This window comes from Laceyella sacchari (genome assembly GCF_024927925.1).
In the GTDB taxonomy this organism is placed as follows: Bacteria; Bacillota; Bacilli; order Thermoactinomycetales; family Thermoactinomycetaceae; genus Laceyella; species Laceyella sacchari.
In genome coordinates this window covers 3,230,863-3,243,833 of sequence record NZ_CP103866.1, presented here as the reverse complement: position 1 = coordinate 3,243,833, position 12,971 = coordinate 3,230,863, and the positions used below count along the sequence as shown (strand labels likewise).

At 51.6% G+C, this 12,971-nt stretch carries 13 protein-coding genes and 1 pseudogene; all 14 read left to right on the top strand.

Annotated elements, in window-relative coordinates; genetic code table 11:
- The first annotated feature begins 9 nt into the window (after nucleotides 1-9).
- Nucleotides 10-1,410 carry a F0F1 ATP synthase subunit beta gene (gene atpD / locus NYR52_RS15885; RefSeq protein WP_022737388.1) on the top strand — a complete coding sequence of 467 codons (1,401 nt, stop codon included), beginning with the start codon at nucleotides 10-12 and terminating at the stop codon, nucleotides 1,408-1,410.
- 154 nt (nucleotides 1,411-1,564) lie between these two features.
- Nucleotides 1,565-1,810 (top strand): annotated as a pseudogene (gene atpC, locus NYR52_RS15880) (ATP synthase F1 subunit epsilon); the annotation flags it as partial.
- Between the two features lie 800 nt (nucleotides 1,811-2,610).
- Nucleotides 2,611-2,985: an NADH-quinone oxidoreductase subunit A gene (locus tag NYR52_RS15875; protein ID WP_022737390.1), complete on the top strand. Its 375-nt coding sequence runs from the start codon at nucleotides 2,611-2,613 to the stop codon at nucleotides 2,983-2,985.
- On the top strand, nucleotides 2,976-3,494 hold the full coding sequence (locus NYR52_RS15870; protein WP_022737391.1) for a NuoB/complex I 20 kDa subunit family protein: 519 nt from the start codon (nucleotides 2,976-2,978) through the stop codon (nucleotides 3,492-3,494). Before NYR52_RS15875 ends, NYR52_RS15870 begins: the two co-directional genes overlap by 10 nt.
- Entirely contained in the window at nucleotides 3,491-4,207 is a 717-nt protein-coding gene (locus NYR52_RS15865; RefSeq protein WP_132221725.1) for an NADH-quinone oxidoreductase subunit C, read from the top strand. Before NYR52_RS15870 ends, NYR52_RS15865 begins: the two co-directional genes overlap by 4 nt.
- A gap of 3 nt (nucleotides 4,208-4,210) precedes the next feature.
- Complete coding sequence (locus tag NYR52_RS15860) at nucleotides 4,211-5,311, top strand: NADH-quinone oxidoreductase subunit D (protein WP_132221723.1); 1,101 nt, start codon at nucleotides 4,211-4,213, stop codon at nucleotides 5,309-5,311.
- Nucleotides 5,311-6,285 carry an NADH-quinone oxidoreductase subunit NuoH gene (nuoH, locus tag NYR52_RS15855; protein ID WP_102993639.1) on the top strand — a complete coding sequence of 325 codons (975 nt, stop codon included), beginning with the start codon at nucleotides 5,311-5,313 and terminating at the stop codon, nucleotides 6,283-6,285. Before NYR52_RS15860 ends, nuoH begins: the two co-directional genes overlap by 1 nt.
- Nucleotides 6,286-6,303: 18 nt before the next feature.
- Nucleotides 6,304-6,756, top strand: a complete 453-nt coding sequence (gene nuoI, locus NYR52_RS15850; RefSeq protein ID WP_132221721.1) for an NADH-quinone oxidoreductase subunit NuoI — start codon at nucleotides 6,304-6,306, stop codon at nucleotides 6,754-6,756.
- Nucleotides 6,753-7,262 (top strand): NADH-quinone oxidoreductase subunit J, encoded by a 510-nt coding sequence (locus NYR52_RS15845; protein ID WP_259436021.1) that lies wholly within the window; start codon nucleotides 6,753-6,755, stop codon nucleotides 7,260-7,262. Before nuoI ends, NYR52_RS15845 begins: the two co-directional genes overlap by 4 nt.
- A complete protein-coding gene (nuoK, locus tag NYR52_RS15840) occupies nucleotides 7,259-7,570 on the top strand; it encodes an NADH-quinone oxidoreductase subunit NuoK (RefSeq protein WP_022737397.1) in 312 nt (103 codons plus the stop codon). Before NYR52_RS15845 ends, nuoK begins: the two co-directional genes overlap by 4 nt.
- Before the next feature lie 77 nt (nucleotides 7,571-7,647).
- Nucleotides 7,648-9,498, top strand: a complete 1,851-nt coding sequence (nuoL, locus tag NYR52_RS15835; protein ID WP_259436020.1) for an NADH-quinone oxidoreductase subunit L — start codon at nucleotides 7,648-7,650, stop codon at nucleotides 9,496-9,498.
- Entirely contained in the window at nucleotides 9,495-11,036 is a 1,542-nt protein-coding gene (locus NYR52_RS15830) for a complex I subunit 4 family protein (RefSeq protein ID WP_259436019.1), read from the top strand. The genes nuoL and NYR52_RS15830 overlap by 4 nt, the downstream gene beginning before the upstream one ends.
- 4 nt (nucleotides 11,037-11,040) lie before the next feature.
- Nucleotides 11,041-12,558 (top strand): NADH-quinone oxidoreductase subunit N, encoded by a 1,518-nt coding sequence (locus NYR52_RS15825; RefSeq protein ID WP_259436018.1) that lies wholly within the window; start codon nucleotides 11,041-11,043, stop codon nucleotides 12,556-12,558.
- Between the two features lie 150 nt (nucleotides 12,559-12,708).
- Nucleotides 12,709-12,951 (top strand): DUF1146 family protein, encoded by a 243-nt coding sequence (locus tag NYR52_RS15820; RefSeq protein ID WP_022737401.1) that lies wholly within the window; start codon nucleotides 12,709-12,711, stop codon nucleotides 12,949-12,951.
- Nucleotides 12,952-12,971: the final 20 nt, after the last annotated feature.

Below are 12,971 nucleotides of genomic sequence, written 5' to 3'. Positions count from 1 at the left end.
GGGAACGAGATGAGCACTGGACGTGTGCTTCAGGTAATGGGCCCGGTTGTGGACGTGCAATTTGAAAGCGGCCAATTGCCTGAGATTTATAACGCGATTAAAGTTAGACGTAACGATGGAAGTGAACTGGTGTTAGAAGCTGCCATTCACTTGGGTGACAATATTGTTCGTACAGTAGCGATGGCTTCCACCGACGGATTGGTTCGCGGCATGGAAGCGGTTGATACAGGTAAGCCGATCAGCGTTCCGGTAGGCCGTCCGGGATTGGGACGTGTATTCAACGTATTGGGTGAACCGATCGACGAAGCGGGTCCGGTCGTTTCAGACGAATACCTGCCCATTCACCGTCCGGCACCGAGCTTTGAGGATCAATCCACCCAAGCGGAAATGTTGGAAACGGGTATTAAAGTCGTTGACTTGCTTTGCCCATATGCAAAAGGTGGTAAGATTGGTCTGTTTGGTGGTGCGGGTGTAGGGAAAACCGTACTTATCCAAGAATTGATCAACAACGTTGCTCAAGAGCACGGCGGTTTGTCTGTATTCGCAGGGGTAGGGGAGCGTACCCGTGAAGGGAACGACCTGTACCATGAGATGAAAGATTCTGGTGTAATCAACAAAACGGTGATGGTCTTCGGTCAGATGAACGAGCCGCCGGGTGCGCGGATGCGCGTGGCTTTGACTGGCTTGACCATGGCTGAGCATTTCCGTGACAGCGAAGGGCAAGACGTGCTGTTGTTCGTAGATAACATTTTCCGCTTTACACAAGCAGGTTCTGAGGTGTCTGCGCTGTTGGGCCGCATGCCTTCCGCGGTAGGTTACCAACCGACCTTGGCTACGGAAATGGGTCAATTGCAAGAGCGGATCACATCTACCAAAACCGGTTCGATCACATCGGTTCAAGCGATTTATGTACCGGCGGACGACTATACCGATCCGGCTCCGGCGACCACCTTCGCTCACTTGGATGCGACCACCAACTTGGAGCGCCGTCTGACCCAAAAAGGGATCTATCCGGCGGTAGACCCATTGGCATCCACTTCTCGTATTCTGACCCCAGACGTAGTCGGGGAAGAGCATTACCGTGTAGCTCGCGGCGTACAGCAAATCCTGCAACGCTACCAAGAACTCCAAGACATCATCGCGATCTTGGGTATGGATGAGTTGTCTGATGAAGACAAACAACTGGTAGCCCGTGCGCGGAAAGTAGAGAAATTCCTTTCTCAAAACTTCCACGTGGCTGAGCAATTCACCGGCCAACCAGGTGTGTATGTGCCTGTGAAAGAAACGGTTCGCAGCTTCAAAGAGCTGTTGGAAGGCAAACACGACGATCTGCCAGAAGATGCGTTCTACATGGTGGGAACCATTGACGACGCGATCGAAAAAGCGAAATCGATGGGTTACACCCGTTAAACCATAACATTCTGCCTGGCGGAGAGGAATCGGGTTTCTGCCAGGCAGTTTTCTTAGCTAGCCTCAACTCGAGATGGGGAGGTGAATCACTGCTACGGGGTGCGTCGCTTGGCTGATGCCAAGATGACACCCGAGGGAGTAGCAGGACGCCCACATGAGCAAAATTCAGTTGGACATTGTGACACCTGAAAAGGTCGTCTACTCAGAACAAGTAGAAATGGTCATCACCCGTGCTGCGAATGGGGATGTTGGGATTCTCCCAAAACACGCCCCCTTTGTCAGCCCGCTCAAAGGGGATACGGTGCGCATTAAAAAAGACGGTTCGGAAGAGGTCATTTCTGTCAGTGGCGGATTTATTGAAGTGCGCCCTGACAAAGTGACGATCTTAGCTAAGTCGGCCGGCGTATAATTGGCGTAGCGCTTAATAAAAGTCGCTGTGCTATTGGAGGGGATTTTAGTGAAGCTAAAGTCCTCTTTTTTTTACCCTGAAAACATAGGGGGAAGCGTGGACGTTGTTTAGGTAATGATGAATGTAAAGAGGGTGCCAAGGCAAGGAGTTGCTGTCCATTCTGCTTTTCTTTCGGCATAAATGAGGGAATATTTGCTTATGTTAGGAGTGACCAGGCCCAAGCGAGGAACGGCATTTCGTCAATGTAGAAAATGGGACAATTTTTCGTCGTTTTCGTCAACCTTCTCACAATTAGGAAAGTGTTGTATAATCAAACAATAGAAACGGGCTATTTTTTATGTATCTCTTTAAGTTTTATATATGAATGCGCCTGACACTGTGGCGTGTCTGACAAGTCCGATTGACGCATGAGAGGCGGCGGAAACATCATTTCCCAATGAGTACCGATGGGCTAGTAAAGAGAATGGGATGAGGTGTTGCGCCCACGGGCATCTTCTCCAAGCGTGCGATAGAAGGTGTCCAGAGTGAAGTTTGTTTGATTTGTTAGGCGCGATTGCTTTTTTTGGAGCAGGGTGGGTGCCCCCCCTTTTTTTGCGCTGTGGCAGAAGGGAATCACATGCTGTGGCAGGCTTCCCTGAGGGGTTGTCAGGCCCGTGGGGAACCTCGAAGTGAGGGAAGTGTTCGCGGGGCGCTTTTTAGGAGGAATCCCCTGCCCGAATTTGATTGATGTAAGCGTTTTTACAGACGGATGACAGATCCGTCTCCTTCATTTTCTGCTAGGAGGGATAAATATGGCGCTTGATCCCACCCACCTGCAACTCGCTATCTTCCTTTTGATCGGCATCGCGTTGCCGATTGTGGCCTTGTCGCTGGGACGCGTGCTTCGTCCGCACAATCCCACCCCTGATAAGGCGATCACATATGAGAGCGGTGTGGATCCCAAGGGTGACAGCTGGGTTCAGTTTAACGTCCGGTACTACTTGTTTGCGTTGCTGTTTGTGATATTTGATGTGGAAGCTGTTTTCCTGTATCCGTGGGCGGTCAGTTATGATGCCCTTCGCTCGGATGTGGGACTGTTTATTCTTGTGGAAATGTTGATCTTCATTTTCTTCCTGGTGCTGGGTTTGGCTTACGCTTGGAAAAAGAAGGTGTTGGAATGGGAGTAAATTTTGAACAGATGACGCCGTTTGAGCAACAGGAGTTGGAAAGAAACGTCTTGTTCACCAGCTTGGAGCAGGTAAAGGCTTGGGCGCGCTCCAACTCCATGTGGCCGCTGACATTTGGACTTGCATGCTGTGCGATCGAGATGATGGGTACAGGCGGTTCGCACTATGATCTAGACCGTTTTGGCGTGTTTTTCCGCGCTTCACCCCGTCAGTCGGATGTGATGATTGTAGCGGGAACTGTCACCAAAAAGATGGCCCCCTTGTTGCGCCGGCTTTATGACCAGATGCCTGAGCCCAAATGGGTGATCGCCATGGGTTCCTGCGCGACGGCGGGTGGACCTTACGTCAAATCTTACGCTGTGGTGAAGGGAGTCGATCAGATCGTGCCTGTGGACGTATACATCCCCGGTTGCCCACCCAATCCGGCGGCATTGATCTACGGCATCCACAAATTGCAGGAGAAAATTCGCTATGAGGCCAAGCATGGGAAGAGGGTGACCAGTCAATGAGCGAACAAGGGGATAAAAACAACAAACCGGAAACCGGCCAAGGCATGAACGAGACGGAAGCAAAGGGGACCGAAGCCAACGCGGATCAAGGGACTCCCGCAGCTGGAGGGAAGACCGGAGAAGAGGCCCAAGGAAAAGCCAAAGCAACTCCGACAGGGCGAGCCCGACCGGCGTCCGGCGCCAGACCTCGTCCGGCAGCCAAGAAAGCGGAAGAAAAGAAGCCGGAGGAGCCCTCTCCAATGCAACCGCTGTTGGAACAATTTGTCGCCCGAATCAAGGAAGGTTGCCATCCGGAAGCGGTGGTGGAAGCATATATTAACCGCCCCAGCGGGCATATCCCCACTTTGGTAATCGACCGGGCACATTGGAGCAAAGTTGCCCGATTCTTGAAAGAAGACAAGTCGCTGGCGTTTGATTACATGCGCAATCTCTCCAGTGTGGATTATGAGACGCATCTGGAAGTGTGTTATCAGCTGGTATCGTTTGCACACCAACATCAAGTGGCTGTTCGCGTCAAGGTGGACAGGGAGGAAGCGGTGTTGCCGACCGTCTCTGATGTGTGGGCCGCGGCGGGTTGGAATGAGCGTGAGGCGTATGACTTGATGGGGATACATTTCACCGGTCATTCCGATTTGCGGCGCATCTTGCTCCCGGACGATTGGGTTGGTCATCCACTTCGCAAAGATTATGAACCACTGGATAAGGAGGTGTAACCTTTGCTTCGAACAGAAGAGATGTTATTGAACGTCGGCCCGCAACACCCGAGTACGCACGGAGTGCTGCGCTTGGTGGTTAAAATCGATGGGGAATCGATTGTGGACGCGGAGCCGGTGATCGGTTATTTGCACCGTGGAACGGAAAAGTTGGCTGAGGATCTAAATTATACGCAAATCATTCCGTATACTGACCGTCTCGATTATGTGTCGGCGATGACCAACAACTATGCAATTGTGCATGCGACCGAACGGTTGATGGGATTGGAAGTTCCTGAGCGAGCGGAGTTTTTGCGCGTGATTGTGATGGAACTGAACCGCATTGCCAGCCATTTGGTCTGGATGGGAACCTACCTGTTGGACATCGGAGCGCTAAGCCCGTTTTTATACGCATTCCGCGACCGCGAACAGATTTTGGATTTGTTTAATGAATTGTGCGGAGCGCGTCTCACCTACAACTACATGCGCGTGGGCGGTGTGAAATGGGATGCTCCCCCTGGATGGATTGACAAAGTGGGAAGCTTTGTTGAATACATGCAAAAACAGATGGTGGAGTACCATGGGTTGATTTCCGGCAATGAGATCTTCAAGCAGCGCACCAAAGGAGTCGGCGTTTATGACCGCAAGATGGCATTGGATTACGGATTGTCCGGAGCCAATTTGCGGGTGACGGGGGTCGATTGGGACCTTCGCAAAAAACAGCCGTATTCGATCTATGATCGATTTACATTTAATGTGCCTGTGGGCAAAACGGGTGACTTGTATGAGAAGTACATGTGCCGCATGAATGAGGTGGTGGAGTCGCTCAATATCTTGCAACAGGCGGTGAACGCATTTCCCGCTGAGGGTAAGATTATGGGCAAGGTACCACGTGTGCTTCGGGTACCGGAAGGTGAGGTTTACGTGGGGATTGAGTCGCCGCGGGGAGAGTTGGGTTGCCATATTGTCAGCAAAGGCAAGGATAAGCCTTGGCGCCTGAAGTTCCGACGCCCTTCGTTTTACAATTTGCAGATTTTGCCTGAGTTGTTAAAGGGCCAAAACATCTCCAACTTGGTCGCCATCTTAGGCGGGATCGACATCGTGCTTGGGGAGGTGGACGGCTGATGAATCCGTGGCTGGTGTTGGGTCCGGTGATCTTGCTCTTGATCGTGTTGGGGTTTGTTACATACGCAATCTTTTTTGAGCGGAAAGTGCTTGGATGGATACAAGGCCGCATCGGGCCAAATCGTGTGGGGCCGTGGGGGCTGTTGCAGACCGTCGCTGACGTACTCAAACTGCTTCTCAAAGAGGATGTTACACCGAAAAAGGCGGACTTGGCCCTGTTTAAGCTCGCCCCCGCGCTGGCGTTTATTCCGGCGTTTGCCATCCTGGCGGTGATTCCTTTTACCGATACTATCCAATTTGCCGATTTTGCGGTGGGACTTTTGTATTATCTGGCCTTGTCCAGCGTGACCATCATTGCGATCTTGGTCGGCGGTTGGTCTTCAAATAACAAATACGCGCTTTTAGGCGGGATGCGTTCTGCGGCGCAAATGATCAGTTATGAGATTCCGCTGGTGATGTCGGTGGTGGGCATCATCATGACGGTGGGATCGCTCAACCTGAACGAGATTGTGGAGGCGCAAAAAGAGGTCTGGTTCATCTTCCCGCAGGCGATCGGGTTCGTCGTCTTTTTGATCGCGTCCATCTCGGAATTGAACCGAACCCCGTTTGACCTCCCGGAAGCGGAGTCGGAGTTGGTGGCCGGTTATCATGTGGAATATTCGGGATTCCGCTTCGCCTTCTTCATGTTGACGGAATATGTGTATATGTTTGCGATGGCTTCTTTGACCACTGTGCTTTATTTGGGTGGCTGGAATGCACCGTTCGGCCTTACTTTTATCCCACCGATCGTGTGGTTTGTTTTGAAATTCGGGTTTATCGTATTCTTCCTCATCTGGTTGAGAGGGACGTTTCCGCGGATTCGTGTCGACCAGCTGATGCAATTTGCTTGGAAAGTGTTATTGCCGCTGGCACTGTTAAACATCCTGGTGACGGCGCTGTTAAAAGAAGTCCCCTTTTTGGGGAAATTCTATTAAACGGGAAGGTGATTGGCGATGTTAGGACTGGTTAAAGGGTTAGGCATTACCCTAAAAAATATGACCAAACCCAAAGTCACCTACAAGTATCCGGATGAGCCGCTGGTCATGCCAGATCGCTTTCGCGGAATTCAGCATTTTGATCCTGAAAAATGCATTGTCTGCAACCAATGTGCGCGCATCTGCCCGACGGATTGCATCACGTTGACGGGCAAGAAGCATCCAGATCCGGAACAAAAGGGCAAAGTCATCGATACCTACGACATCAATTTTGAAATTTGCATCTTGTGCGATTTGTGTACAGAAGTGTGCCCGACGGAAGCGATTGTGATGACAAACAACTTCGAATTGGCGGTGTACAGCCGGGATGAGTTGTTTAAGGATTTAAACTGGCTCCACAACAACAACACCCACATCCGTTCGGAAAACAGCACCAATCTTATGCCGAAAGCAGGGGGAAAAGCAAAATGAGTTTTCAGTTTTCCGGCGAGTTCATCGCGTTTTTCATCCTGTCAGTCATGGCAATCTGCGGAGCCGTTTTCATGATTAATGCTACTCGCGTCATTCACATGGCTTTGTCGCTGGCATTTACTTTTTTCAGTATTGCGGGGATCTACTTGTTGCTGGAAGCGGAGTTTCTGGCGGTTATCCAGATTCTCATATATACGGGTGCGGTTTCGATTCTCATGCTGTTCGGCATCATGCTGACCAAGCATAAAGAGGAAGAGCAACCATCCATTAGCTCCTGGCACAGCATCATCAGTTTTTGCGCGACTGGGGCGTTGTTCGGTTTGCTCATTTGGGTTATTTACCGATCTCCACTGCTCAGCCCGCCCCAAAAGGTAGCGACCACCGTGGGGCAATTGGGGGAAAGTGTGTTTAAACAATACGTCATCCCGTTTGAATTGACATCGGTGCTGCTGCTGGTGGCTTTGGTGGGGGCCGTAATCTTGGCCAAGAGGGAGGGGAAAAAATGACGCTTACACTTACTTCTTACTTGGCTTTAGCAGCAATTCTCTTCGTCATTGGCTTATATGGCGTGCTTACCAAGCGCAATGCCGTGCTGGTGCTCTTTTCGATCGAATTGATGCTCAACGCGGCAAACATCAATCTCGTCGCTTTTTCCAAATACGGATTGTTCCCGGGAGTAACCGGTCAAGTTTTCACCTTGTTTACCATCACTGTGGCGGCCGCGGAAGCCGCTGTTGGTCTCGCTATTCTTATCGCATTGTACCGCAACCGCGAAACGGCTGAAGCGGACCGTTACAATTCGATGAAAGGCTGATTGTCCGAAATACGCCGTTTGCACGGTAAGAATGCAAAATACTTTCTCTATCAGAACAAAAGAAGGAAGGATTCAATATGGGCACAAATGTTGCTTTGCTGATTCCCCTCTTTTCTTTTCTCGCCTTTCTGTTTCTGCTCATGGGCAAGAAATGGTCGAAACCCGTCATAGCGGGAATGGGGATCGTGGCGACCGGGCTCTCCTTTCTGTTGACGCTGCCCCTGGTATGGAACAGCGCGATGGGAGGGCCGCCGTTGGCATGGCAGTTCCCTTGGTTATCCATCGAAGACCAGATGGTCCAGTTGTCCGTGACGTTGGGACCTTTGCAAGTATTGATGCTGTTGATCGTGACCAGTGTCAGCTTATTGGTTCAGATCTACTCCTACGGTTACATGCATGCTGATGCGCGGTTTCATGTCTTTTACGCCTATTTGTCCTGGTTTACTTGTTCGATGCTTGGCTTAGTGATGTCAGCCAATCTGTTGCAGATTTATGTTTTCTGGGAATTGGTCGGGGTTTGTTCATTCTTGTTGGTCGGCTTTTGGTATATGAAACCGGAGGCCAAAAAGGCTGCCAAAAAGGCGTTCATTGTTACGCGGATCGGAGACATCGGCTTGTTTATCGCCATCTGTCTGATTTTCTGGCGTGTGGGCAGTTTTGAAGTGGATGCGCTGGCGAAGGCGGTGAGCAGCGGACAACTGAACGAAGGCTGGCTGTCATTGGTCGCCATTCTGATTTTTGTCGGTGCTGTGGGCAAATCGGGCCAATTCCCACTCCATACCTGGTTGCCCGATGCGATGGAGGGCCCTACACCGGTCAGTGCGCTGATCCACGCCGCGACGATGGTGGCTGCAGGTGTGTACTTGGTAGCCAATCTCTTTTTTCTGTTTGCGGCGTCGGACTTAGCCATGGACGTAGTGGCTTATGTTGGCGGATTTACAGCACTGTTTGCCGCTACCATCGGGATTGCGCAAACCGATATCAAACGCGTGTTGGCTTACTCCACGGTGAGCCAGTTGGGCTACATGATGCTGGCGCTCGGCTCGGCGGGTTATACGGCAGGCGTGTTTCATTTGACCACACATGCATTCTTTAAAGCACTGTTGTTTTTGGCGGCTGGGGCGGTCATCACCGCGTTTGGCCATCAACAGGATCTCCGCCAGATGGGGGGATTGTGGAAAACCCATCGCTGGCTGGGTGTGTGGTTTTTGATCGGCTGTCTGTCGATTGCAGGGATTCCTCCGTTTGCCGGATTTTTCTCCAAAGATGAAATTCTGGCGGCCGTTTATCAGGCAGGAAGAATGGATTTGTTTGCCATCGGCTTGCTGGCGGCGTTCTTCACTGCGTTTTACATGTTCCGCCTCTTTTTCCTTGCTTTTGCGGGTGAAAGTCGCGGCCAGGCCCAGACCAAAGCCGTGCCTACCGTGATGATGGCGCCACTCGCTGTGCTGGCGGTTATGGCGACGGCAAGCGGTTTGGCCAATCTGCCCGGACACTGGTTTGACCATTGGCTGGCGCCTGGATCGGCTAAGACGGGAGTCCCGCTCTGGTTGCCGGTGGTGGCCATTTTGGTGTCTGTCTTGGGAATAGGCTTGGCAACGATGATGTACGGGGTGCGCAAATGGGATGCCGCCAAGTGGGCAAAAGCCGTACCATGGCTTCATCGGCTGGTGTTGCGCAAATATTATGTGGATGAGTTCTACCAAGTGTTGGTTGTCTGGCCGCTCAAAGGGTTCGGCTGGGTGCTCAACGGCTGGGATCGATTTGTGATCGGTGGTCTTGTCCACTTGAGCGGCTGGTTTATGTCGGCGATCGGCGGCCTTGGTTCCCGGTTGCAGACAGGTCAGGCGCAAACGTATGCCTTGATTAGCGTGATCGGACTTGTCCTATTATTCGTCGGCTTGACAGCGGGGAGGTTGTTCCAATGACCCAATGGTTAAACGCACTGCCGACACTCATCACTTTCGCGCCCTTGATCGGCCTCGTTGTTTTGCTTTTCTTGCCACAAGACAAATCACGCGCCCATCGCATTGTGGGAATTGCGGGAACCTTGCCGTCATTGGTGCTGGCGTTGGTGATGTTTGGGCGGTTTGACCCATTGAAGCAAGGGCTACAATGGGCACAGTCGATACCGTGGTTTGACATTCCGCTGGACTTGATCAATCGGCAAGCTCCGGCGACCAAGCTTTTGTTCAATTACAGCATGGGAGTAGATGGCCTGTCGATGCCGCTGGTGGTGCTGACCTGCCTGGTTGCCACATTGGCTGCCATTGCTTCCGTGTATGTGAAACAGCGTACCAAAGCTTATTACACGTTGTTGTTGCTGTTGCTTGTCGGGATGAACGGGGTGTTTCTGTCCGCCAACTTCTTCTTGTTCTTTATCTTCTTTGAAGTGACGTTGATTGCGGCATTTTTCTTGATCGGTATCTGGGGCTTCCTGGGACGGGAGAAAGCAGCTAACCACTTCTTGCTCTACAACGGGCTAGGCTCTGGCTTTCTGCTGTTTGCCATGATCGGTTTGCTCTTGGTATCGGGTTCACTGGATTATGCAACCATTCAGCAACAGGCAGGCGAGCTGGTTAAACAGCTCCATCTGTTGGAACCGCAACAGGTAAGCTTGGTTTGGTTGATTTTTATTTCGCTGATCGTGGCGTTCGCAATCAAGCTTCCGATGTTCCCTTTCCACTCCTGGATGTTGCGGGTGCATGTCGAGGCTCCTACTCCAGTGGTGATGATCCATTCTGGCGTATTATTGAAAATGGGCGCCTACGGGCTGATTCGCTTTGGCGTCGGCTTCTTTCCCGGATTGATGGATCAGGTGGCAACGGTGTTGGCCGTATTGGGATTGGTGAATATCCTGTATGGAGCCATTTTGGCCTTTGTGGAGACGGAGCTGAAACGGGTGCTGGCTTATTCCAGTGTTAGCCACATGGGCATCATTCTGTTCGGTTTGGCGGCGATGAATGAGGCCGGCTTGAAGGGGGCAGTGTTCCAATCGGTGTCCCATGGGTTGATTTCGGCCTTGCTCTTTTTCATCGTCGGTAGCCTGTATGAGCGGACCAAAACGACGGAGCTTAACGAACTCGGAGGCCTTGCCAAGCCGATGCCGATCCTGTCGGGTTTGCTTTTGTTCGGGGGGATGGCTTTGTTGGGGTTACCGGGATTGTCAGGATTCATCAGTGAATTCATGGCTTTCTTGGGATTGTTTCAAGAACGTCCGGTTGTGGCCGCAGTGGGGGCACTAGGATTGGTGCTGGCGGCGGCGTATACGTTGCGCGCTTGCTTAAAAACCACTTTTGGTCCGCTCAAGGAGCGCTTTGGCGACATGGCCGACGTCAAAGGATGGGAAGTCGGCTCCCTGTTTACATTGGTGTTATTAATCGTAGTCATCGGAGTTTATCCGGCTGTGCTTGCCTATCCGATGGAACAGACACTGGAAGTTATTTTAGCGGGAATAGGAGGGTAGAGGCGTGGAACAAATATTGCTCGATTTTGATCTGAGGGTGATGGCGCCCGAGTTGGTGATTGTCTCTGCCGCCGCCCTCCTTTCCATTATTGATTTGTTGCTGAAGGAATCGCGTTCGCGCAAAGTGATTGGCTGGTTCGGCTTAGCGGCGGTCGTGCTGGCTGGCGTGTTCGTGGCGATGGCGTTCGGGCATGAGCCATATCAGATTTTGGCTGATACTTATCGCATTGATTCATTTAGCTTGATGTTCAAAGCGATTTTGCTGGCTGGAACCGCTGGGGTCTTTCTGTTTTCCCTGGCGTCGGGGAAGGAAGAGTGGAAGTCGCGGGAAGGCGAATACTACTATTTGCTCCTTACTGCCTTGCTTGGGGCAATGGTGATGGTTTCCTCCGCTGATTTGATCACGTTGTTTGTGGGATTGGAACTCCTGAGCCTTTCCTCCTACATCTTGGTGGGCATCCGCAAAGAGCGGGGGGAAGCCAATGAAGCGGCTTGGAAATACGTGGTGCTCGGGGGAGTTTCCAGCGCGTTCATCCTGTATGGGATGTCGTTTGCCTACGGCCTTGCAGGTAGCACGAGCCTGTTTGAAATCAGCCAGCGTTTCGCCGAAGGGATGGGCGGTTCAGGGCACTTGTTTATTTACTTGTCCCTCTTCTTGATGATGGTGGGATTTGGTTTTAAGGTTGCCTTTGCGCCATTTCATATGTGGGCGCCCGATGTGTACCAAGGGGCATCCACGCCAATTGCCGCCTTTTTGGCCATCGTGTCCAAAACCGCTGCATTCGCTTTTATCATCCGGGTGCTCCTTGTAGCTTACAGCCCGTTGATGTCGGACGCGAGCTGGCTGGAAGTGGTTTCGTGGATGTTGATGATCGTCGCTGCTTTGTCAATGATCTTGGGTAACACGATTGCTTTGAGGCAGACCAATGCCAAACGGTTAATGGCCTATTCCAGCATTGCCCAAGCTGGCTACCTCGTTGTACCGTTTGCAACGATTGGCTTGGTGCCTTTTGACCTGTTCCCTAGTATGCTGTTCTATTTGGTCGCGTATCTGTTTATGACCTTTGGGGCATTTGTAGTGATCGAATTCGTTACCAAAGATCGGGGGCATGGAGGCATTAGCGCGTTTGCAGGATTGTCCCGCCGTTCGCCGTGGTTGGCGGCAGCCATGACCCTGTTTCTGATTTCTTTGGCGGGGCTACCGTTGACCGCTGGGTTTTTCGGGAAGTTTTATTTGATTACCAGCACGCTGTTTAACAATCAGGAATGGTTGGCAGCGGTGATGATCTTGACGACCATTGTGTCGTACTACTATTACTTTGGTATTGTACGCCAAATGTATTTTCGCCCTCCCTACTCCGATCAAAAAGTGCCGGTGCCGTGGTTGGCTACGATCGCAATCCTGTTGGGAGTGGGTGGGACGATCGGCTTGGGTTTGTTCCCCGAACCGCTCTTGACGTTTATCGGTGAATTGGATTGGACTTCGGTGTTGTCCATCGCCTCCAACGGCGCACCCCAGTGACGGTGCGGCCGCAAAAGAAACCCCCCGTTTGCCAAAAGCGAGCGGGGGGTTTAATGTTGATGACTTGTAATAAAAAATTCTTTGCTATTCAGGACGTTTTTTTGTACCATGATACCATGTGCAGAACCTGCGATTGGGGGTGTGCATAAAATGAATGGAGTGGGGCAACTGGCGATGGAATCATTGGTGAACATCCTCATCTCCCTCGGTAGCATCGTGTTTTGCTGGTGGATTCTGACGGGAGTCCGTTGGGATGTCCTCATTCGCCCCAACCGGGTGATGCAGGCCAGACTGTTGCTTTCAGTGGTTTCGATTGTGCTGGGGCACGGTTTGGCATCGTTTGTGATCGACTATCTCGGATGGTCACGGTTGGTGGGCACCCTGTTGCGATAGAAGCGGAAGGTATAGTCTTT